This is a genomic window from Streptomyces sp. NPDC001493, from assembly GCF_053597235.1.
In genome coordinates this window covers 255,871-277,017 of the sequence record NZ_JBSFHV010000010.1, presented here as the reverse complement: position 1 = coordinate 277,017, position 21,147 = coordinate 255,871, and the positions used below count along the sequence as shown (strand labels likewise).

The window sequence follows — 21,147 nt, the reverse complement described above, 5'->3', positions numbered from 1 at the left end:
GGGCGCCCCCCCGCGGGCCGCGTGGCCCCCTCCCGCGGGCGGGGCGGGGTCCCAGGCGCCACGGTCACCGGGCGGCGGACCGGGCTGCTGACCGGCGGTGGTGCGGGGCCTTCCTCCCCGGGCCGCCTTGAGGTAGTTCAGGGAGAAGCCCCCGTCCTGGGTGATGACCTGCCCCGTCGTGTTCTGCAGCCAGGGGCCGGCGAGCAGAGCGATGAGCGTCGTGACCTGGTCCACGGCGAGTGCCGTACGCGTCAGCGCGGCACCTGCCAGGAGTTCACGGGTGCGGTCGGTGTTCGCGGTGCCCAGGGCTCGGACGGCTCCGTCGGTGTCGAGCAGGGAGAAGCTCAGGGCGTTGCAGAGGATGCCGCGTGGGCCGAGTTCGTACGCGAGGTAGCGCATGGTCGCGTTGAGGGCTGCCTTGGTGATGCCGAGGACGTGGTAGTTGGGCAGGGTGAAGCTGTCGCCGGCCGACGACAGGGTGACGATGCGCGGGTTGTCGGACCGTTCCAGGAGGGGTGCCGCGTGGCGGGCCGCCGCGACGAGCGAGTAGGCGCCGGCGGAGAGGGCGTCGTTGAACGCCGTACGGGGAAGTTCGGTGAGCGGTCGGCCGAGGGCCCCGGGAGGCGTGTGGACGAGAGTGTGCACCACGAAGTCGAGGTGTCCCCACGTGTCGGAGATGCGCCGGAAACCGGCAGCGAGCGACTGTTCGTCGTCCCAGTCCAGGGGGAGGTGCAGAGCGCAGTCCAGTTCCGCGGCGAGCGCCGCGCCACGGGCCGCGCGGTGCGGGCGGTAGCTGATGGCCACCTCGGCTCCGAGGCGGCGGAAGTTCTTCGCGCAGTGGTATCCGACGCTGTTCCCGCCCGAGACGCCGATGACGAGACCGCGCCGTCCCGCGAGCAGTGCGGGCATCGCGGGCAGTGCGGGCAGCGTGGGCACTGCGGTCGGTTCGGTCGGTTCGCTCGGTTCAGTCGGTTCGGGGGGCAGTTCAGTCATGGCCGTCCTTCCGTGGATCGTCGTTGCGGGTGTGGGACTCAGGCCGGTCCGAGGGCGGGAACCAGGGGTCGAGCGAGGCGGTGCCGTGTCTCGCCCAGTCGTCCGCCGCGCGCTGGAGGTGGCCCGCGGCCACGGCGGCGGGCACCGGGCCGGTCCACATCGCCAGCCGGGCCACGGCTTCGAGCAGTTTCGCGCGGTCGACTCCCAGGTGGAGCAGCGTGCGGGCGAACATGCCGGCCGGGCCGAAGTACCGCAGCGCGTAGAGCACGCACATGCCGATCAGGTAGTTCTCCTCGACGCTGAGCACCGTGGTGTCGGCTTCCGTCCGGTGACAGTGGTGCAGAGCCTCGCGGAGGCCGGGGTGTTCCACGTGTTCCAGGAACCGGCTGTGCCGCCGGCCCGCGCCGGGGCCGAAGAGCGCGTCGAGGTACGCCTCGGACGCGGCGAGGGGGTCGTCGGGCATGGTGGTGCGACCTTTCGCGCGGGGCCGGTGCTCAGCGGGGCTGCCGCAGGGGCAGCAGGAGGGTCTCCCCGACGACGACGTGCTCCGGCCTGGTGACCAGCCAGTGGATGGTGTCGGCCACGTCGTCGGGGTGCAGCCAGTCGGGCACGTGCTCGGCCAGCCGCGTCCGGGTGCTCTCGAACCCCGGAGCCTTCTGGTGGATGGGGGTGTCGACCAGTCCGAGGGCCACGAGGGACACCTTCGTACGGGTGGTGCTGAGCTCCAGGCGCAGCGATTCGGTGAAGTTCTCCAGCGCGGCCTTGGTCAGCGCGTAGGGGCCGTACCTGGACGCGGGGAGGAACCGTGCGGTGACGGAGGACACGTTCACGATGTGGCCTGCCGCCCCCATGGCGGGCAGGAGCCCCCGCGCGAGGGCGATGCAGGCGAGCAGGTTGGTTTCGAGCAGGGACCGCCAGCGCTCGGTCGGCAGCGTGCTGGGGCGTTCGAAGACGCAGTCGGCGGCGTTGTTCACCAGGATGTCGACGTGGGGGAGCCGTCGGGCGATCTCTTCGGCGCAGCGGTCCGCGGCACCGGGGACGGACAGGTCCGCCAGGAACGGGTGGAAGGACTCTCCCCAGTGCTCCGCGGCTGCGGAGAGCCGGTGCGGATCGCGTGCGATCCCGGCGACGGTCATCCCTTCGGCGAGGAGCCGGCCGGCGAGCGACTGGCCGATGCCCGAGGTGATGCCGGTGACGACCGCGATCCGGTCGCGGGGTTTCTGGGACACGGTGGGTCTCCTCGTGTTCGGGGCCGGTTCACACGGTGTAGAGGGCGGCTGCCGCGTACCAGCCGGTGCCCACGGAGGCCGACAGGATCAGCTGCCCGGGCTTGACGACGCCTCGGGAGACGAAGTGGTCCAGGGCGACCGGGACGGCTGCGGAGGACACATTGCCCACGGTGGAGAAGTTGGTGAGGATCCGCTCGGGCCGGAAGGGCAGACGCCGGCGTACGGCGGTGTGGATTCCGGCGGTCCCGGTGTGCGGGACGAACCAGTCGATGTCGTCGGGCGAGAGGCCGTTGCGTTCCAGGAGCGTGGTGGTCAGGGCGGAGATCGACTCCGCCGCGAGGTCGGCGAGTTGACGCTGCCGCAGGTGGGTGCGTACGTGTCCGTCCTCGCTGACGTCCATGATCCCGTGCTGCTCTCCGTCGGTGGCGAGCTCGTGGTCGAGCAGCGTGCCGCCGCGCCCGGCGTCGCGCTGCAGCACGAAGGCACCCGCGCCGTCGGCGTAGACACGGCTCGCCCTGCTGCCCGGCGCCGCCCTGCGGGAGGTCGTCTCGGAGGCCACGACCAGGGCCCGCCGGTATCTCCCCGTGCGCAGGAGGGAGTCGGTGATCGCCAGGCCGTAGAGGAAGCCCGCGCAGGCGCAGCAGAGGTCGAAGGCGACGGCCCTCTCCGCTCCCAGCAGCGTGGCCAACCGGGGTGCCAGTTCCGGGATGTAGCGGCGACCGGTCCAGTTGGCGAGAACGATCAGGTCGAGGTCGGCCGCCCGGGTGCCGGCCCGGTGCAGCGCCTGTTCGGCCGCCGCCGCGGCCATGCCCGGCACGGTGTCCTGCTCGCCGGCCCAGTGCCGTCGGGTCACCCCGATGCGCTGGGCCTGTGCCTCGGTCAGGGGCGTGTCCAGCGGGGGGAGCATGTCGTCGGTGAGGGGGGTTCCCGGCAGGTGGCTGCCGAAGCCGGTGAGGGAGATCCGGGTCATGGCGTCGTCGTCCTCCGGTCGGGGGTGCGAGGGGCTGTGCCGAGGAGTGGCGCGGAGTCGGTGGGACCGTCGGCGCCCGTCGTCCGCAGCGCGCGCAGGAGCCGCAGTTCCCGTACGGTCGGCGGCGGCCAGGGGAGGTCCGCGGAGCGGTGCGGGAGCGGCTGCCAGCCGCAGCGTTCGTACGCGCGCGGGGCGGCCGGATCGAGGTCGCGCACGGACCAGCCGGCGGGGTGGGCCGTGCCGTCGGGCGCCGGGGTGGCGGGGAGGCCGCGGACGAACGTGGCCGCGTCCGTCACGACATGGGTCACCCGGACCCCGGGCGTCGTCACGTAATCCACCCGGGGCACCATCCGCCGCGGTGTGCAGGGGGTGAGCACGACGACCTCGTCGGCCGCCGAGCCGATGTCGTGGGCCCCGCCCGAACCCACCAGGTGGCGTCCGTCGGCGGTCCGGGTGCTGTTGATGTCGCCGCCGGGGTCGATCTGGGCGGCGCCGACGACGCCCAGACAACGATTGTCCGATCCGCAGGTGAGCGTGGAGAGCACGTCCTCGATGCCCGTGAGCCGGCGGGAACCGGCGACGGCCTCCAGCCCGAGCGGGAAGGCACCGCCCCCGGGCCCGCAGTCGACGTCGTACATCCCCGTCTCGACCATGACCGGCACCTCGGTACCGCGCTCGCTCAGCAGCGTGCGGGCCAGCCGGGCGGCATCGTAGGACTGGCCGATTCCGGCCAGGACGACGCGGTACTTCCGGCGTTCGACCTGGCGGGCGATGACCCGGGCCGCACGGATGATCATCAGTTCGGTGGGTGTGGGAGGGGCCTCGCCCGCCGCCGGAGGCCGGCCGGAGGCCCGCGCGGGCGGAGCGGCGGCGGGGAAGTGCAACGCTGCCAGGCGTGCGGGTCCGACGGCGTCCCGGTAGCCCCGCGGACCCTCGGCCGCGAGGACACGGTCGAGGAAGTGCCGCATACGGTCCGGGGCCCCGGCCGCCTCGCGCCACAGCAGGTAGTGCTCGACGTCGTCCCGGTACCGGGTGGCGGGCATGCCGGCGGGTACGTACAGGGGCTGGGGATGCGCTCCGTACGGCTCCGGGCAGACGGCCAGGACCCGGTGCGGGGGCAGTAGGGACGCGTTGGGCACGGCATCGAGCTCGGCCGGCTCCACCACCCTTTCGACCGTGACCACCGCGCCCCGTACCGCCGCCGCGGCTCCCCAGTGCGCCTCGCCGTACGGAGCGAAGAAGGCGGTGCGGCCGGTCAGGTCACCGAGGGGAGCGTGCAGAAAGGTGATGTCCGGGCGCAGGGCGGCCAGCAGCCCGACGCGGCGACGCGGGTCGGTGGGATCGGCCGGGTCCGGGACGGTGTGGAAGCGGCCCGCGGCGGCGAGTTCCGCCGTGAGGGTCGTCGGCGACTGTGCGGGCACGACGGCGTAGGGGACACCCTGGGCCCCGGCACGGAGGGCCTCGACGTATCCGCGCAGTGACCAGTGCTGGAGCTCCGCACCCTCCCGGACCAGCCGGGAGTACAGGTCGTTGGGGCGTGGCTGGGGATAGTTGTCGCCGAAGAAGCAGGACAGGTAGCGGCGGCCGAGTCCCAGCAGGGCGAGGAGATGGGCGGTGGAGTGGAATCCCGTGGTGCTCAGGACGAACGAGGGCCCGGAATCCCGGTAGTGACGTGCCACCGCCCGGACCGCGGCGTTGGAGCGGCTGGGGGTGGACGCGAAGTGCAGATGGTCCCCCGGAGAGGTGAAGGCGGCGACCGCCTCCGCCAGTGGCATGACGTTCAAGGGAGCTCCTTCAGGTCCCGGCCCGCACGACCCGGCGGGCGGCCGGGCTCAGTAGCGGTAGAGGGCGGCACCACCGTTGATGCCGGCTCCCGCGGCGGGGGAGAGGATCAGATCGCCCCTTCGGACGACCTTGCGTTCGATCTGCTCGGCGAGGCAGGCGGGGATGCTCGCGCTCCCCGAGAACCCCGTGGTGTCGCCGCTCCACAGCACCTTGTCGGCAGGCCACCGCAACTCCTCGGCCAGGCGCCGGACACCGTCCCAGTGCCCCTGGATGGGCAGCAGCCAGTCGACGTCGCCGGGTCCGAGGCCATTGCGGCGCAGCAGCTTCCGCGCACTGGAAGCCATGGCTTCGAGGGTGGCCCGGCCGGCCGCCGCTCCTCGCATCACGAGCGACTCGCCGTCATCACCGAAGGCGATCAGATCGAGTCCCGTGGCGTCGGTGTGCCCCGTGTGGTCCAGAAGCCCGGCTCCCGGCCCGTCGTCCTGCCGGGGGGCTCCGCGGCGCAGCACCATCGCGCCCGCCGCGTCGCCGAGGATGAAGCAGAACGCCGAGCGGTTGCTCTCCGCCACCGCCAGCCGGCTGGTCTGTTCGGCGCACACGATGAGCCCGGCCCGGCGGTTGGGATCGTTCAGCAGTCCGTCCATCACCTGGAGGGCCCGTACGAAGCCCGCGCAGGCACAGGACTTGAGGTCCACACCGACACAGTCCGTACGGCGCAGGGCGTCACGGATGACGAGGGACGAGAGGTCCCCGTTCGCCGGGCGCTCGGCCTCCGGGGGATTGAGGTAGGCCACGGTGGTCGACGACACGGCGAGAACGACGTCGATCTCCTGCCGCAGTTCCCCCGCCCCGAGCGCGCGCTCCACGGCGGTGCGGGCGAGCGTCCAGGTGTTCTCGGCGGGGCCGCACCAGTACCGGTTCCTCATTCGGGTGCTCTCCGCCAGGCCGGCCCGGTCGGGGGGCAGGGGGAAACGGCAGCGCGCGAAGAAGTCGTCGTTGTCGACCCGGTCCTGGGGGTACGCGTGGCCGGTGGAGACGATCTCCAGTGAATGAGTCATGCCCTGGCGGGCGTTGACCCCCTCGGGTCCGCGTACGAGAGGCATGCGTGTTCCTCGGTTCATGTGGGCTCCTCCGTGCAACGGGAGAACAACAGGGCAGAGTTGTGCCCGCCCAGGCCGAACGAGAGGCAGATGCCGTTGCCTCGGGCGGGAGGGAGCGGTTCGTCGTGACCGAACGAGATGTCCGGGTACTCCACGGAACCGCCCGGGGAGTTCGGGCTGCGGACCAACCGCCCGTGATGAAGCATCAGTACGGCTGCCGCGGCGTTGAGCGCTCCGGCCGCTCCCAGCGTGTGGCCGTAGACCGGCTTGGTGGAGATCAGTGGCACCTCGCCGGAGCGGCGCCCGAACACCGTACGCATGAGGCGGATTTCGGAGGCGTCGCTGGCGGCCACGCCGTTTCCGTGACCGACGACGAACCCGATCCCGTCGTCCGGTACGCCCGCCTCGTCCAGCAGCCGGCGGACCACGCGGACGGGGCGTGCCGCGGAGGAGTCCACGTGCGTGGGGTGCCGGCCCGTGTTGCCGTAGGTGTATCCGCGCATCGTCGCCAGGGGCACCGCGCCGCGTCGTTCGGCATGCTCCCGCGCCTCCAGGACCAGCGTGACGGCACCTTCGCCGAAGGCGTTGCCCGAGCCGCCGGTCCACGGACGCACGGCCCGCGCGGGGTTCTCCGACTCGGTGGAACAGAGCCCGGCCTCCTGGTACATCAGATGCAGCGGCGGCACCAGCGCGGCCTCGTGGCCCCCGGCGAAAGCGATGTCCACCGCACCTTCGGCCACCTCCCGACAGGCGTGCCCGAGGGCGACGGGGGACGAGGAGCAGGAGGCGGTGAAGGTCAGTGCCGGCCCTTCGGTGCCGAGGAGGGCGGCGCCGACACCGACTGCCTGTCCCGGTGTGTCCATGGCCAACTCGCGCCGCGTGTAGAGGTCTTGGGCCGCCAGCTGTCCTTCGCTGCGGATGCGCGCGTACCAGGCGGCGAAACTGCCGCGCGAGGTGCCGTCGAACAGGCCCACCCGGTCCGGAGCGAGGGCCACGCCGTTCAGCGCGGCGTCCTCGCGGGCCAGGACGAGGGAGGACAGGTACAGCTGGACGTCACGGGGACAACGGCCGTAGTGCGCCTCGGGGAACTCCCCCAGGTAGCGGCGCGCGTCGAAGTCGCGAATCCGGCCGACCGCGTGGACGGCGGCCTTCCCGGGAGCGGGCTCCAGGGACAACTGGCTTTCTCCCTGGACCAGTTGACGCCACAGTGCGTCTCTGCTGTCACAGCCCGGCAGGACCACGCCGATTCCGGTCACCAGTACGTCACGCATAACTCTCTCCACTGGTTCCGGCACGGTCGGCGAGGGGTGCGCCGGGCCGCGGACCTGCGTCCGGCGCGGACGGGGACGGGGACGGGGACGGGGGAGGGGACGCAGACGGGGGCGGGGACGCGGACGGGAGAGGGGACGGGGGCTGCGGGGCGGGGGTGCGGTCGCGCCCCGTGTCGTCACCCAGCCGCCGCAGCGCCTGCTCCCGGACCCGGCCCCGCTGGATCTTGCCGGTGCCGGTGGCCGGCAGCGAATCGAAGACGATCACGCGGCGGGGGCACTTGTGGGAGGCGAGGCGGGCGCGGCAGAAGTCGAGGAGTTCGTCCGTACGGACGACCTGGCCCGGGGCGGCCACCACGCAGGCCACCGGCCGGTCCAGGCCGTCACCGTCCGGTATCGCCACGGCGGCCGCCTGGTGGACGGAGGGGTGCTGGAGCAGGTGTTCCTCGACCTCGGTGGGCGACACCCAGATCCCACTGCTCTTGATCATGTCGTCCGCGCGGCCCAGGTACCGGTAGGAGCCGTCCTCGGCACGGGTGAAGACGTCCCCGGTGGCGAGCCACTCGCCCCGGAAGACCGCGCGGCTCAGCTCCGAACGCGCCCGGTAACCGGTGGCGGCCGAGGGGGCGTTCACCTCCAGCAGCCCTGCCTGGCCCGGGCTCGCCGGGCCACCGTCCTCGGCGAGGACACGCATCCGGTAGCCGGGGACGGGGGTGCCCACGGAGCCCCGCCGCACGGCGCCGGGACGGTTGGAGAGATAGACGTGCAGCGCTTCGGTGGACCCCAGGCCGTCGATCAGCTCCACACCGAAACGATCCTGGAAGCGCCGGTGCAGAGCGGAGGGAAGCGGTTCACCCGCCGAGACCGCGAGCCGTACGGAGGCGAACGCGTCATCGGGTACGTCCTCGGCGCGCAGCAGAGCCGCGTAGGCCGTGGGAACGCCGAAGAAGACGCTCGGTTCGTCCTCCCGCAGACGCCGCAGGATGCTCGTCGGCGTGGGCCTGTCCGGGCTGAGGACGGCAGCGGCTCCGGCAGCCAGCGGGAGGAGACAAGAGTTGCCGAGGCCGTACGCGAAGAAGAGCTTGGCCACCGAGAAGCAGCGGTCCTCCGGGCCGATGCCGAGCACCCGCTGCCCGAACGACTCCCCGACGTGACGAAGGCTGCCGTGCCGGTGCATCGCGGCCTTGGGGGTACCGGCGGTGCCCGATGTGTACAGCCAGAGGGCGGGGGAGTCCTCGGTGGTGCGGTCGGCGGCGCCGTCGGCGGGCGAGCCCGAGGCCCCGGCGGCCAGCAGGTGCTCCCAGCGCAGCCGGGCCACGCCTCCGGGAGGCTCGACGGGAGCATCGCTCAGCACCACGACCGCGGTGAGATCCGGGGAGGGGGGCAGGAGCGTCAGGGCCTGCTGTGCGGCCCGGGCGCATTCCGGACCCACGAGAAGGAAGCGCGCCCGGGAGTCCCGGAGCGCCGCCGCGAGCTCGTCCCCGGTGCTCATGACGGGGAACGGCACGGCGACGGCTCCGGCACGGATGACCGACAGCAGGGCGGTGAGCAGATCCGGCCCGTCGGCGGCCATGAGCATGACCCGTTCCTCGGGCCGCAGACCGGCGGCGCGCCATCCGGCGGCCGACTCGGCGACCCTTCGGCCGAGTTCGGCGTAACGGACCGGACCGCTCGGGCCGATGACGGCCGGGCGGCCGCCGAGCCCGCGCCCGACCTGGCGGTCCACCAGGTGGGCCGCGGCGTTGAAAACGTCGTGTGTCATGACTTCCTGCCGACGTGGAGAGGCGTCTGCGGGGTGCGTGTGGTGGCGGGGGTGACTTTCATGGCGCGTCTTCCTCATGTGGGCCGCTCCGCCGGACTGCCGGGGAGCGACGGGTGCACGAAATCAGGTGTGTCCGCGGCAGAGCCGCAGGAGCTCCAGTGCGATGCGGGTTCCCGCAGGGCCGAGCCGGTTGTGGAAGCGCTCGACGACCTCCCGCTCGCGGGCGAGGTCGGTGCGGGGCAGGGAGCCCTCCAGGCCGGAGAGCCGGATGCCGCGTGAGACATCACCGCGCGTGGCGACCAGCCCGATGAGTTCGTCGTCCAGCGCGTCGATGAGGCGGCGCTGCCGCGTGATCTGCGCGCTCGCCCGGCGAGCGGCGCGGGACCGGCCGTCCTGGTCCGGCTTCCCGTGGGAACGCCGCTGAGCCCAGTCGTCCAGGGAGTCGAGCAACCGCCCGATGTCCTGCTCGTCGTTGAAGCTGTGGCAGGAGACGCGCACACCGCCCACCCCGGAGATGTAGCGGACCCCCACGGCCACGTCCTGGGACAGGAGATGACGCATGACGGCGATGTCCGGCGGCCCTTGCCCCACGGTGAAGGTCACGATGCCCGACCGGTGGCGGTGGTCCCGGGGGGAGACGACCTGTATCCCCCGGCGGTCCAGTCCCTCGACGAGCTGATCCGTCAGACCGCCTATGTGCTCGGCGATCCGGTGCTGCCCGAGCTCCAGGACGAGCGAGAGACCGGCGGCGAGCCCGATGGCGCCGACGTAGTTGCCGGTGCCTCCGATCTCCCACGCTCGGGCCTCACCCGTGAACTCGAACTCAGGAACCGCCGCGAGTTCGGGTTGCAGGAACGATTCGCCCCAGGTGCGGGCAGGTGGCTGGGCGGCGAAGAATCCAGCGACGGGCCGCCTCATCCTGGCTCGGGTCTTCGGCGAGAGGTAGAGAATTCCTGTACCGAAAGGCGAGTTGAGCCACTTGTGGCCGCCGCAGGCGAGGACGTCCACGGGCGTCTCCCTGACGTTCAGCGGCAAGGCCCCCACGTGCTGAGCCGCATCGACGACCAGCCAGATGTTCCGCTCGCGGCACAACTCCGAAAGGGATTCGAGATCGGCCCGGAAACCGTTGGTCCACTGCACCGAGCTGACGGCGAGTACCCGGACCTCGGGGGACAGGTGCGCGCGTACGGTGTCCGCGGTGATCGTCCCCGCCCGGTGGGGGATGATGCGCAGCCCGACCCCGGCCTTCTCCAACTGGCTCCAGACCGCCCCCATCTGGATGAACTCAAGATCGCACATGAGGACGTGGTCGCCGGCCTGCAGGGGCAGCGCCTGGGCGGCCACGGACAGGCCGTGGGTGGTGCTTTCCACCAGGGCGATGTCCTCGGGTGCGGCGCCGATGAGCCTCGCGGCGAGTGGCCGGGTCGCCGCCCTGTCCTCGTTGAGACGGCCGTGCTGAGCCGTCCCGGAATCGGCCGGACAGAACTGAGTGCGGTGAGCGAAGTCCGACACGGCGCGAACCGCCCGGCGTGGAGCGATTCCCATGCATGCCGTGTCCAGGTAGGACATGCCCTTCAGGGCGGGGAATTCCCTCGCGATCTGCCGGCGGAACTCGTCGGTCACCGGACCTCTCCCTCACTCCGAGCGGATGCGAAAACATGTTCTCTCTTCGAGCATGTTCCGACCGTCGGTCGTGGAGGGGAAGGTGGTACCCGGGAGAGTTCTCCTCTCGATGGGGTGTATTTCGGCGCACCAGAAGTCTTCATATTGTATTACTAATGGTGCGTCCGGAAGATCAAGAATTCCGCGGGAAATCAGGGCGGTTGAGAAGTGCCTCGCCCTCCGGACGACCCTGCGTGCGGAGACCGGACGAAGCGGTGTCGGTCAGTGGCAGAGCCACGACCGTCCGGACCCACCCCCCACGGTCGATGTCAGTGGTGTCGCATACCGTTCACGGGGAGTGCGCGGGCGCGGGTGATCCGCGCGGACGGGGGTGACGGTGTGAGTGACCGTACGGAGTGGCCGGCGGGGCGCGACCGGAACGAGGCGCTGGTCATCAGGACCGACTACCGCGACGACCAGGCATGGGCTGCGGTGAGGGCGGAGCTGACGAGGGACTGGGGCGACGGAGACTTCGAGCCGTACGTCCACGTCGCCGACGCTCCGGAGTGGGCGGACCGCACCTCGGCTCAGCTTCTCTCCGAGGCGACCGAGGACGAGGAGCTGAGCGTGGTGTTTCTCGCCGACCGCGACTCCATGCGCGGCGGACCCGTCACGTTGTTGGCCCTGGCCGTGCTGACCAGAGAAGAGTGTGGCAGCGACGAGGAGTTCGAGGCGGACGGGGGCGAGTTCCGTACCGTACCCGCCGGTGTCCACGAGATACACGCGAACCTGATGATCGCCAATCTGTCCTTCGGCGACTTCAAGGAAGCGGCCGAAGAGGACCCCCAGGGCGTCTTCCGCGGGTTCGCCGTCTGAGCCGACCGGCTCGCCGTCCTCGCGCACCCGCTGTCGCGGGGCGCGCCGTCCGGTGCCGTCCGCGGACGTGCTGTGGGGCCGGTGCGCGTACGCATCGGCCCCACAGTCACCACGCCGGAGTGTGCCGGCTACCGGGTCAGACCAGATCGAACCGGTCGAGGTTCATGACCTTGGTCCAGGCGGCGACGAAGTCCGTCACGAACTTCTGCCGCGCGTCGTCGCTCGCGTAGACCTCCGCGAGGGCACGGAGTTCGGAGTTGGAGCCGAAGACCAGGTCGGCGCGGGTGCCGGTCCACTTGACCTGGCCGCTCGCGTCCCGGGCCTCGAACTCGTCCTGCGCCGACGACGTCGACTTCCAGGTGGTGCCCAGGTCGAGCAGGTTCACGAAGAAGTCGTTGGTCAGCGTGCCCGGGCGGTCGGTGAGGACGCCGTGCTTCGAGCCGCCGGAGTTGGCGCCCAGCACACGCAGACCGCCGACGAGAACGGTGGTCTCCGGGGCGCTCAGCGTCAGCAGGTTGGCCCGGTCGAGGAGCAGGTACTCCGCGGGCAGGCGGCTGCCCTTGCCGGTGTAGTTGCGGAAGCCGTCGTACGCGGGCTCCAGGGCGGCGAAGGACTCGATGTCCGTCTGGTCCTGCGCGGCGTCGACCCGGCCCGCGGTGAACGGCACCTCCACCTCGACGCCGGCGTCCTTGGCCGCCTGCTCGACGGCCGCACCGCCCGCGAGGACGATCAGGTCGGCCAGCGAGACCTGGTTGCCGCCCTTGGCGTTGTGGGACGCCTGTACGCCCTCCAGGACGCGCAGGACCTGAGCCAGCTCGTCCGGGTCGTTCGCCTCCCAGCCGCGCTGCGGCTCCAGACGGACCCGGGCGCCGTTGGCGCCGCCGCGCTTGTCGCTGCCGCGGAAGGACGCGGCCGACGCCCAGGCGGCCGAGACCAGCTGGGCCACCGTCAGATCCGTGGCGAGTACCTGCTCCTTGAGCGAGGCGACGTCCGCGGCGTCCAGCAGCTCACCGGTGCGCGCGGGCAGCGGGTCCTGCCACAGCAGCACCTCGGAGGGAACCTCCGGGCCCAAGTAGCGCTGGATCGGCCCCATGTCACGGTGCGTCAGCTTGTACCAGGCGCGCGCGAAGGCGTCCGCGAACTCCTCCGGGTTCTCGTGGAAGCGGCGCGAGATCTGCTCGTAGGCCGGGTCGAGGCGCAGCGACAGGTCGGTGGTGAGCATCTGCGGCTTCTGCTTCTTCGACGCGTCGTGCGCGTGCGGGATGGTCGCCTCGGCGTCCTTGGCGATCCACTGGTGCGCGCCGGCCGGGGACTTGGTCAGCTCGTACTCGTACGCGAAGAGGTTGTGGAAGAACTCGTTGCCCCACTGCGTCGGGGTGCTGGTCCAGGTCACCTCCAGACCGCTGGTGATGGCGTCCCCGCCCTTGCCCGTCTTGTAGGTGCTGCGCCAGCCGAGGCCCTGCTCCTCCAGCGGGGCGCCCTCGGGGTCCGCGCCGACGCTCTCGGCCGGGCCCGCGCCGTGCGTCTTGCCGAAGGTGTGGCCACCGGCGATGAGGGCGACGGTCTCCTCGTCGTTCATCGCCATCCGGCGGAAGGTCTCGCGGATGTCGCGGGCGGCCGCGATCGGGTCCGGGTTGCCGTTGGGGCCCTCGGGGTTGACGTAGATGAGGCCCATCTGGACCGCGCCGAGCGGGTTCTCCAGCTCACGGTCGCCGGTGTAGCGCTCGTCGTCGAGCCAGGTGGTCTCCGGGCCCCAGTAGACGTCCTCCTCCGACTCCCAGACGTCCTCGCGGCCACCGGCGAAGCCGAAGGTCTCGAAGCCCATGGTCTCCAGGGCGACGTTGCCGGTGAGGATCAGCAGGTCGGCCCAGGACAGCGCCTGGCCGTACTTCTTCTTGACCGGCCAGAGCAGACGGCGGGCCTTGTCCAGGTTGCCGTTGTCCGGCCAGCTGTTCAGCGGGGCGAAGCGCTGCTGACCGGCGCCCGCGCCACCGCGGCCGTCGCTGATGCGGTATGTGCCGGCGCTGTGCCAGGCCATCCGGATCATCAGCGGTCCGTAGTTGCCGAAGTCGGCCGGCCACCAGTCCTGCGAGGTGGTGAGGACCTCGGCGATGTCCCGCTTCACCGCGGGCAGGTCGAGCGCCTGGAACGCGGCCGCGTAGTCGAAGTCCGCACCGAGCGGGTTCGCCACGGCGGGGTTCTTGGCCAGGATCTTCAGGTTGAGGCGGTCCGGCCACCACTGGCGGTTCCCGCCGCCCTGGGTGGGGTGCGGCGCGCGGCCGTGGGCGACGGGGCAGCCGCCCGCCTGTGCCCCGGGCACCTCGGGGATGGCCGTCTCGGGCGAGTCCGGGGTGACGGGATCGAAGACATGCGACTCGTGATTCTCGGTCATGGCAATCCTTCCGGACCCGGCGGGTCGTGGGGGCGCTGAACGGGGAGGAGGAATCGGGCCGTACAGAAGGGGAACGTGGTGTGCCGGGGTTTCTCCGCGGGCCGCCCGGATGCCTCACGGACCACCGGACCGACGGTCCCGGGCGGTGCGACGAGGGCGGTTGCCCGGCCGGCGCTGCGCGCTCGGCCGGCGGATGTGTCCAGCCACGTGTCTCTGCTGCCGTACCGGATTCTTCCTGTCTCTTGGATGTCGCCGGGATCGATCCTACGATGGACTTCGTCCAAGTCAAGAAGTGAGCTAAAACCACAATGGCCGGGGCGTGGCGTCGTCGGATCCTTCCGGAACCCGTGCGCCCCCGCGAAGCGGAGCAGGTGAGACGGGATGAGCGACCTACTCCAACGGCTGCGGGACCGTGGCTGGCGGCTGACCTCGCAGCGGCGCGTCGTCGCGGAGGTTCTCGACGGCGACCACGTACACCTGACGGCGGACGAGGTGCATCTGCGGGCGGCCGCGTGGCTGCCCGAGATCTCCCGCGCGACGGTCTACAACACGCTCGGGGAGCTCGTCGCGCTCGGCGAGGTGCTGGAGGTGTCCACCGTGGGCCGGGCCAAGCGCTACGACCCGAACGCGCACCGCCCCCATCAGCACCTGGTGTGCTCCGGCTGCGGCACGGTCCGCGACGTCCACCCCGGCGGTGATGCCCTCGGCGACCTGCCCGAGGCCGAGCGGTTCGGGTTCGTCGTCGGCTCGGCCGAGATCACCTACCGGGGGCTGTGCCCGGTCTGCGCCTGACCGCGGCGGGATCCCCGCCGGGACGAGGCGGACTACCGCGGGGAACGCAGCACGAGCAGGGTGATCTCGCTGGGGGCGAAGACGCGGAACGGCGGGCCCCAGAAGCCGGTGCCGCGGCTGGTGTAGAGGAGGGTGCGGGTGCCGTGGCGGGAGAGACCGGCGAGGGCCGGCTGGTCGAGGCGGACCAAGTGGTGGAAGGGCCAGATCTGGCCGCCGTGGGTGTGGCCGGAGAGCTGGAGGTCGACGCCGTGGGCTGCCGCCCGGTCGATGAACTTGGGCTGGTGGGCGAGGAGGAGGACGGGGAGGTCGGGGTCGGCGCCGTCGAGGGCTCCGGCGAGGTGGGCGCGGTGGCCCGCCAGCCCTGAGGACTCGGCGGTGACGTCGTCGACGCCGGCGACCACGAGGGTGTCACCGCCGCGTTCGAGCAGCAGATGACGGTTGCGCAGCGGCTCCCAGCCCAGCTCGTCCATCAGGTCGACCCAGCCCTGGGCCTCGCTGTAGTACTCGTGGTTTCCGGTGACGTAGACACGGGCCCGCGTCGCCCGCACCGTGCCCAGCGGGGCGGCCTGGGCGCGACGCTGTTCGGCCGTGCCGTCCGCGATGTCGCCGGTGTGGCAGACCAGGTCGGCCTCCAGGGAGTTCACCGTCTCGCAGACCCGTGCCGACCAGCGGGCGCGGTCGAGGGGTCCGTAGTGGGTGTCGGTGATCAGGGCGACCCGGGTCCCGTCCAGCCCGGCTCCCAGGCGCGGGAGTTCCACGTCGAGCCGGCGTATGCGCGGAACGCGGCGGGCCTCGGCGTACCCCCAGACGAGCAGCACGGCGGTCGTGCCGAGGACGGCCCAGGTGACGACGCGCGCGCGGTCCTGCCCCTCGCCGACGCCTGCCAGGGCCAGCACGAGCCGCAGCAGGACCCCGAGCAGCACGGACCAGGTGAACAGGATCCAGACGCCGCCCAGCAGCGAGTCACCGACGATCGCCGCCCCGTCCCGCCGGCGCCGGCCGTGGCCGTGCACCATCGCGAGCGACATGGTGACCAGGCCGAGGACGAAGAGCGCGGTGCCGGTCAATGTGACGGGGCGCGGCCAGTGCTGACCGGTGTACAGGAGAACCCAGCACGGCACGGCCCACAGCAGGACGGGGGCGATCAGGGGCACGTAGCGCATCACGCGTTGCAGGCGGCTCCGTGGTGGCCCCTGCGCCGCACCTGCGGCGGCGGATCGGGTGTCGCTCGTCTCGGTCATGCTTCTCCTCCTGAGGTCCTGTCCGGCGGATCGCGCCGTGGCGGAGCCGGGTGGTGGCCACGGCGCGGTCGCCGTACCCATCCGCCCCGGCCCCACATGATCCCGCCGCCCACGTCTGATTCCGTGCTCCGGCCTCAACCGCCGGAGCCCCGTGGAGAACCCATTCTCCGCAGTCGCAGAAAGGGGCCGGCGTCGGAGGTCCGGGAAGCGGTCACGCCGGGATACCCATAGCCGCGAACAAGGCCTGCAGGGTGAGCGTGGGCAGGTTTTGGAGCGCGGCCCGCCTCGCTTCGTCGAAGAACTGGCGCAGCCTGCCCGGCTCCGGCACCGTGGACGTGAGCTCGCGCTCAAGGGCCTCGACGCTGTCCGTGATGCGGGCGCGCGCCGTGTCGGTGATGTCGGCGCTGTTCGCGACGGAAAGAAGCTCACGGGCGAACCGCGCGAGCTCGCCGTGGTCATGGCCGAACGTGTTGTGCTGCGTGTTGTGATTACCGACCTGCGTGGGCCCGTTGAAGGTGAAGGTCACCTGCTGTGCGTGTTGCTCGGACACGAAGTTCCTGACGTCGAGGGGGCTGCGCTCGCCGCATCGCATACCGAGAACGGTGAGCTCGAAGGTGGGGTCCTTGACCGCACCCCGTGGTGCCGAACCGATGTGGCGCCGGACGGCGAGACCGGCCTTGACGAGGTATTCCGCCGCGCGTTCGATCTCGGTGATGTCAAGGCGGCTGTCGTCCAGGGCGGCTCGCGGGGAGAGCGCGAAGGCGGCGACACTGACGCGGCATACCGGGAAGTCGTCCATGGCGGCAGCGACCAGACCGTTCATCGCGGCGTTCGTACGGGCTACAGGGCCGCTGCTCCGTCGGATGAGCTCCTCGGCCCGGTCGATGCCCCGGACCGTGAGCGCCGAGCTGGTTCGGGTGTCCGCCTCCCCGAACACCTTCACGTACCCCTGCCTCTCCAACCACCTGACGAGCGTGTGGAGTTCCTCCTCCCTCAGGTAGCTCCACCCAGGGGTGCCGAGGGGGTCGAGCTCTCGCCCGATGATCCCCTTGGCCTCGGTGTGCAGCCAGACCAGTAGGTCGTCCGCCTTCGGCTCCATCGTCACGTCACGATCGTAGGCGCGGGCCCCGACCGGTCAGGGGAGTACACGATCGGGTCATCGGATGAGGAGGTTCGGCGGCACCCGTAGGTGGACCACGGTGATGTCGCAGACGGCGGCGACCGCTTCGGGGGCGAGCCGGGCCAGGGCGGGAAGCGCGAAATGCCAGCCGGGGGTGGTGAGGGCCTGGTGGAGGGGCTCCATGGCCGCAGCGTTGGCGGGAGGGATCGTCGAGGTCGCCTTCAGGGCCAGGTGCTGGATGGTGCGGGTGAAGAAGTCCGTTCCGATCGGGTCGGGGACCGGGCAGGGAGGGGAGAGGACGCGGGCGAGGTGTGACGCCACCGCGCTCAGTGCCGCCGCTCGCTGGTGCGGGGCGGCAGGCAGCGCCGCCACCCGCTGGGCTGTCGCGGTGTCGTGCAGGGCCGCGTGGAGTAGGGCCAGTGCGGCGGTGGGGAAGTGCCGGGTTCCGCGATTGGACATGTCACCTGTCAGCCAGTCCAGTTGACGACCGGGGACCTCTCCCGACTCGATGCGCAGGAAGGCGTGCACGAGTACTTCTTCGGGAACCCAGGAGTGCGGGCTGCTCCGTGACGCCTGCTCGCGCGCCTCCTCCATGATCGCATCGAAGGACGTCCGGTGTTCGGGCGGCAGGTGGACGGTGGCGGGGAGCAGTTCCGCCAGCGAGGTCAGCAGTCCCTGGCTTCGGGGAGTGCGCAGAGAGGCGACCAGTCGCTTCAGCAGGGGCAGGATCAGTTCGCCCGCCGCTTCGGGAGCGAACTCCGCGAGCTCTGCGGCGACAGCGATGCGCACGGTCCGGTCGGTCTTGCGCCAGGCGGCCCGCCTGTCGGCGCTCTCAGGTTTCCCGTGTCGCGCGATGAGGTCCAAGGCCGACTCCACCTCACCTGCGGAGGCCAACGCCTGTGCGGCGTACGGCCAGTTCGCGTCGGAAGCGGACGGCTCGGCTGCCGCACGGGATGCCGCCCGCGCATGACGGCGCGCCTCGGCCGACTGGGGCGAGCCCCTACCGGCCAGGGCCATGGCTGCGTGTACGCGCACCCGGTCGGCCGGGTCTCGCACGAGGCCGAGCAGCGACGCGACCTCTGTGGAACGGCCGGAACGGACGACTGCGGCCGCCAGGTCCGGCAGCCACACGGGACTGCGCCCCTCGGCGGAGCCGACCACGGGCAGGAGCGCCAGGGCTTGCGCCAGCTGGTGTTCCGCCTCGTTGTCGGCGCCCTGTTCGGCCAAACGGAGGGCGTGGCCGGCGATTCCGGTGGCCTCGGCGAGGGCGCGGTCCTCGTCCTCGCCGAGGGAGGGGCGTCCCGGTCGGTCCGGCGGTTCCGGGGGGAGGGCGCCTTGCCCGAGCTCCAGCACGCGGTCGGCTTCTTCCGGTGAAGTGCCGACATCGGCGAGGGCCTGGGAGAACACGGTGAGCGTATGCCGGAAGCCGAACTCGACATGGAACGCATCCGTCGTCGAAAGCGGTGCGGCATTCGCCCGCAGCACGTGCTCGATGTACCGGCATGCCGAGGCTACGAGTCGCTCGGCCTGCTCCGGTCGGGACCCCGCCACCATAGAGGCGGCGGCCGCGACGACGGCGACCTTCTCCAGTGCGGGACAGGCCTCCCACACCTCCGTCGCGTGCGCCAGGACGCGGTGGTGGAGGCGGTCGGTGCGGTCGGGGGCCGTGGATGCCACCGTCTGCCAGAGCTGGATGGCGCCGGCAGCGGCGGCGCCTTCGGCCGGGTCTTCGGCGGCGAGCGTCTCGGCCTGCTCCTCCAACTCGTCCAGAAGCTCAGCCGCTTCCTCCGGGCGGTCCGGTGCCAGCAGGAGGGCAGCCCGCGCCCATGCCTCGTTACGGGCCGAACTCGTGCCCTTCGTGGAATGGAGCAGGGTGAGACCGTCCTCGTACCGGCTCCGGACGCCTGGGAACTCGGAAGCGGGCCGGTCGTACGCGGCGGCGCTCCGCCGGACGGAGGCGGTGGCATCCTGGGCCCGGGGTGAGGCCGGCACCCGGGACGCCTCCAGCAGGACGAGGGCAGCCTCCACCGCTGCTGCCTCCGCTTCGTCGGTGGCGTGGCCGAGCCGGTCCGCCTCCCGCAGCGCCGCTCGTGCCCACTCGCCCGCATCGCGGGCCGTGGCAGCGGCCTGTTCGTCGCCCATGGCCAGCAGTACGCGAGCCACGCCGGCCAGGTTCGACGCCTTGTCGACGGCGCTCCCCGACGCCCCCGCCAGAGCACGGGCCCGGGGCGTGTCGCCGAGTCGGGCGATGGTCTGCGCCACGGGGGCGGGCAGTGGCCGCACGTGCGGCGACAGCATTTCCCGGGAAGCGGCCGCTGCGGCTGCCGTGGCCCGGCCCAGTTCGGGCCACGGGTCCGTGACGGATGGAGCGATCATGTCGAGTTCGGCGAGCGCGACGTCGGGCCCGGAGCGTTGCACGAGGCGGAGTTGGCGCTGGGGGTCGAGGATCAGGGCCGTGAGCCGCTCCACCTCCCCGCTGTCGCGCAGGAGACGGGCGTAGCCGGTGAGGAGGTAGTTCGGGGTGTTCTCGGGCCAGCCTTCGGCCCGGTACTTCCTGGCCCAGCGGTGCAGGTCGAGGGCGCGTTCCTTGATGAAGGGTTCTCCCAGTTCCGCGCGCGCGGTGACCAGGAGCGTGTCGTGGGCCAGTACGAACGTCTGCCGCGCGGCCTCCGCCTCCAACTCCGCCCGTACGTCCAGGGGAAGGAGGCCGGTGCGGGTGGGGGTGAAGGAGCGCCCGGCCACGGTGCGGAGCCTGTCGTGAACGACGTGTGGCTCAATGCCGAGAAGTTCGCCCAGGTCCGCGCCGGTGAGGCCGCCTCGCGCCGCCACGAGCAGCCCCAGCAGTCGGTGGCCGATACCCCGATCGTCGAGCAGGAGGCGCAGTTCTGCCGTGGCGGTGTCCCGGGTGTGCCGTGCCGCGGGAGAGGAGGTCAGCCGCCGGACGATGGCGGGGTCCCGCAGCGGGTGGTCGGACACCAACCCTTCCGGAAGGCGCGGGTTGGGGCGTCCGGCGACAATGATCCGCATGCCGTTCGGGGGGACCTTCGGCAACAGCCCGGCGATGCCCGAATCCTTCGGGCCGACGTCCGCGTCCTCGTCGAGCCCGTCGACGATCAGCACCAGGCGCCGATCACGCCCCTCGCACGCACCAGCCGCGGCCGCATACAGCGGGCCGAGATCCTGCTTGTCCCGGTCCACCGCGGGGAGTCTGCCCCCCACCGCGGCGGCCAGCTGCTTCGCAACCGCCCGTACGAAATCATCACGCCGGTCGGTGCCCAGGCGCCCAGAGACGACGTAATGCGCGACATCCACCCCGGCGGGCAGCTCCCGAACGACGAACCAGGCCATCAGGGCGGTCTTCCCTGCCCAGTGCCCCGCCTGCCACCACACGTAGTCGGGGGCACCGTCGGGAGCCTTCACGAAGGCTGCCAGGTCGGCGGCCTCCGTCTCCCGTCCCACGAACTCGCGTGGGACGACATCGAGGAGTGCCCGGGACGGCCCGCCCAGCAGACGTCCCCTGGAGGCCGCGCCGATGCGAGAACCACGGCCGCCTTGGGCGTCCTTGCTGACCGCCTGCGCCGCGCTCAATCGACGGCCCCAAGCGCCCTCGGACACCCCGAGGTGGACCGGCGAACGAATCGACGCGCGGTCCTCCAAGTACGGGATCAGCACCCGCATGACGTACTCGACGTGGCGTTGCTGCTGCGGCGGCCTCTTGAGGAACCAGTCGCTGAGAGTCTGCTTGGTCACCTGGAAACCGTGCCGCTCGGCGTGGAGTACCAGGCGTCCGTACCCCAACTCCGCGTGACCGCCCGCGGATTCGTACAACGCCTTCAGGTCGCTCATGAACGTCGGAACCTCTCCGACACCGTCTCGTTCGCCGTCTGCGGAAGACTTCTCCGGACACATCTTCATTTCCCCTCTGACCTGCACATATATCGTTGATCCGCTGCTTCGGACATCGCCGGACGGGGCTCCGAAGCCGGATACCTGTGGAACCGCGCCCGGCGGAGAAGA

At 71.7% G+C, this 21,147-nt stretch carries 15 protein-coding genes; 2 read left to right on the top strand and 13 right to left on the bottom strand.

Annotated elements, in window-relative coordinates; translation table 11 throughout:
- The 9 genes from ACWCWD_RS17125 to ACWCWD_RS17085 all read right to left on the bottom strand — a co-directional run.
- Positions 1-993 (bottom strand): enoyl-ACP reductase FabI (locus ACWCWD_RS17125; RefSeq protein WP_450773621.1); only part of this gene is annotated, 993 nt, incomplete at its 3' end.
- Complete coding sequence (locus ACWCWD_RS17120; RefSeq protein WP_450773620.1) at positions 986-1,456, bottom strand: hypothetical protein; 471 nt, start codon at positions 1,454-1,456, stop codon at positions 986-988. The genes ACWCWD_RS17120 and ACWCWD_RS17125, both read right to left, overlap by 8 nt.
- 31 nt (positions 1,457-1,487) lie before the next feature.
- Positions 1,488-2,222, bottom strand: coding sequence for an SDR family oxidoreductase (locus ACWCWD_RS17115; protein ID WP_450773619.1), 735 nt, complete (start codon positions 2,220-2,222; stop codon positions 1,488-1,490).
- Positions 2,223-2,250: 28 nt separating this feature from the next.
- Positions 2,251-3,192 carry a ketoacyl-ACP synthase III gene (locus ACWCWD_RS17110; RefSeq protein WP_450773618.1) on the bottom strand — a complete coding sequence of 314 codons (942 nt, stop codon included), beginning with the start codon at positions 3,190-3,192 and terminating at the stop codon, positions 2,251-2,253.
- The gene (locus ACWCWD_RS17105) at positions 3,189-4,967 is read right to left on the bottom strand and encodes a CoA-transferase (protein WP_450773631.1); all 1,779 of its coding nucleotides are present in this window, start codon (positions 4,965-4,967) and stop codon (positions 3,189-3,191) included. The genes ACWCWD_RS17110 and ACWCWD_RS17105 overlap by 4 nt, the downstream gene beginning before the upstream one ends.
- Positions 4,968-5,024: 57 nt before the next feature.
- Positions 5,025-6,080, bottom strand: coding sequence for a 3-oxoacyl-ACP synthase III family protein (locus ACWCWD_RS17100; RefSeq protein ID WP_450773617.1), 1,056 nt, complete (start codon positions 6,078-6,080; stop codon positions 5,025-5,027).
- 14 nt (positions 6,081-6,094) lie between these two features.
- Positions 6,095-7,348 (bottom strand): beta-ketoacyl synthase N-terminal-like domain-containing protein, encoded by a 1,254-nt coding sequence (locus ACWCWD_RS17095; RefSeq protein WP_450773616.1) that lies wholly within the window; start codon positions 7,346-7,348, stop codon positions 6,095-6,097.
- The gene (locus ACWCWD_RS17090) at positions 7,341-9,107 is read right to left on the bottom strand and encodes a benzoate-CoA ligase family protein (protein WP_450773615.1); all 1,767 of its coding nucleotides are present in this window, start codon (positions 9,105-9,107) and stop codon (positions 7,341-7,343) included. Before ACWCWD_RS17090 ends, ACWCWD_RS17095 begins: the two co-directional genes overlap by 8 nt.
- Positions 9,108-9,230: 123 nt before the next feature.
- The gene (locus ACWCWD_RS17085; protein ID WP_450773614.1) at positions 9,231-10,730 is read right to left on the bottom strand and encodes an aminotransferase class V-fold PLP-dependent enzyme; all 1,500 of its coding nucleotides are present in this window, start codon (positions 10,728-10,730) and stop codon (positions 9,231-9,233) included.
- Between the two features lie 378 nt (positions 10,731-11,108).
- On the opposite strand from ACWCWD_RS17085, the gene ACWCWD_RS17080 reads away from it, so the two are divergent.
- Positions 11,109-11,585: a DUF6924 domain-containing protein gene (locus tag ACWCWD_RS17080; RefSeq protein WP_450773613.1), complete on the top strand. Its 477-nt coding sequence runs from the start codon at positions 11,109-11,111 to the stop codon at positions 11,583-11,585.
- Positions 11,586-11,721: 136 nt separating this feature from the next.
- Here the strand turns inward: ACWCWD_RS17080 and katG are convergent, their stop codons facing one another.
- Positions 11,722-13,977: a catalase/peroxidase HPI gene (gene katG / locus ACWCWD_RS17075; protein ID WP_450773612.1), complete on the bottom strand. Its 2,256-nt coding sequence runs from the start codon at positions 13,975-13,977 to the stop codon at positions 11,722-11,724.
- A 381-nt stretch (positions 13,978-14,358) separates the two neighbouring features.
- Between katG and ACWCWD_RS17070 the strand changes: the two genes are divergently transcribed.
- Positions 14,359-14,769: a Fur family transcriptional regulator gene (locus ACWCWD_RS17070; RefSeq protein WP_450773611.1), complete on the top strand. Its 411-nt coding sequence runs from the start codon at positions 14,359-14,361 to the stop codon at positions 14,767-14,769.
- Between the two features lie 32 nt (positions 14,770-14,801).
- On the opposite strand, the gene ACWCWD_RS17065 is transcribed toward ACWCWD_RS17070, so the two are convergent.
- The 3 genes from ACWCWD_RS17065 to ACWCWD_RS17055 all read right to left on the bottom strand — a co-directional run bounded on the left by ACWCWD_RS17065 (position 14,802) and on the right by ACWCWD_RS17055 (position 20,976).
- Positions 14,802-16,010, bottom strand: a complete 1,209-nt coding sequence (locus ACWCWD_RS17065; protein ID WP_450773610.1) for a metallophosphoesterase — start codon at positions 16,008-16,010, stop codon at positions 14,802-14,804.
- 211 nt (positions 16,011-16,221) lie between these two features.
- Entirely contained in the window at positions 16,222-17,115 is an 894-nt protein-coding gene (locus tag ACWCWD_RS17060; protein WP_450773609.1) for a hypothetical protein, read from the bottom strand.
- 51 nt (positions 17,116-17,166) lie between these two features.
- Positions 17,167-20,976: a hypothetical protein gene (locus ACWCWD_RS17055; RefSeq protein WP_450773608.1), complete on the bottom strand. Its 3,810-nt coding sequence runs from the start codon at positions 20,974-20,976 to the stop codon at positions 17,167-17,169.
- Between the last annotated feature and the right edge of the window lie 171 nt (positions 20,977-21,147).

Excerpts from the sequence above, each read along its gene's own strand:
- ACWCWD_RS17120 (WP_450773620.1), bottom strand. The coding sequence starts at position 1,456 with ATGCCCGACGACCCCCTCGCCGCGTCCGAGGCGTACCTCGACGCGCTC.
- ACWCWD_RS17110 (WP_450773618.1), bottom strand. The coding sequence starts at position 3,192 with ATGACCCGGATCTCCCTCACCGGCTTCGGCAGCCACCTGCCGGGAACC.
- ACWCWD_RS17105 (WP_450773631.1), bottom strand. The coding sequence starts at position 4,967 with ATGCCACTGGCGGAGGCGGTCGCCGCCTTCACCTCTCCGGGGGACCAT.
- ACWCWD_RS17100 (WP_450773617.1), bottom strand. The coding sequence starts at position 6,080 with ATGCCTCTCGTACGCGGACCCGAGGGGGTCAACGCCCGCCAGGGCATG.
- ACWCWD_RS17095 (WP_450773616.1), bottom strand. The coding sequence starts at position 7,348 with ATGCGTGACGTACTGGTGACCGGAATCGGCGTGGTCCTGCCGGGCTGT.
- ACWCWD_RS17090 (WP_450773615.1), bottom strand. The coding sequence starts at position 9,107 with ATGACACACGACGTTTTCAACGCCGCGGCCCACCTGGTGGACCGCCAG.
- katG (WP_450773612.1), bottom strand. The coding sequence starts at position 13,977 with ATGACCGAGAATCACGAGTCGCATGTCTTCGATCCCGTCACCCCGGAC.
- ACWCWD_RS17070 (WP_450773611.1), top strand. The coding sequence starts at position 14,359 with ATGAGCGACCTACTCCAACGGCTGCGGGACCGTGGCTGGCGGCTGACC.
- ACWCWD_RS17065 (WP_450773610.1), bottom strand. The coding sequence starts at position 16,010 with ATGACCGAGACGAGCGACACCCGATCCGCCGCCGCAGGTGCGGCGCAG.
- ACWCWD_RS17055 (WP_450773608.1), bottom strand. The coding sequence starts at position 20,976 with ATGAGCGACCTGAAGGCGTTGTACGAATCCGCGGGCGGTCACGCGGAG.